Annotated in this window: 1 protein-coding gene; it reads left to right on the forward strand. The window is 62.2% G+C overall.

Features of this window, described 5'->3' with window-relative positions; all coding sequences use genetic code 11:
* Positions 1 to 80: 80 nt before the first annotated feature.
* A partial coding sequence (locus AC0L20_RS40700; protein ID WP_473295777.1) for a glycosyltransferase occupies positions 81 to 296 on the forward strand: 216 nt, incomplete at its 3' end.

Consider the following 296-nt stretch of genomic DNA (forward strand, 5'->3'; position numbering starts at 1 on the left):
GTACGCCACCATGAAGAAGATTTTCTGCTCGACCTCTGGAGCCGCGACAGCGCCTCGGTCGCACGCCTTGAAGGCCTGCGATGATCGGTATCCTGATTCCGGTGCACAACGAAGAAGCGTTGCTGGGCGAATGCCTGAACGCCGCACTGGTTGCTGCGAGTCATCCGCAGCTGCACGGCGAAGCGGTACAGATCCTGGTAGTGCTCGACAGCTGCAGCGATGGCAGTGCGGCAATTGCGCAAGCGCAGGGTGTGCACTGCCTGGCGGTGCAGGCGTGCAATGTCGGGCATGCCCGT

The organism is Bradyrhizobium sp. Kon58 (genome assembly GCF_055807455.1).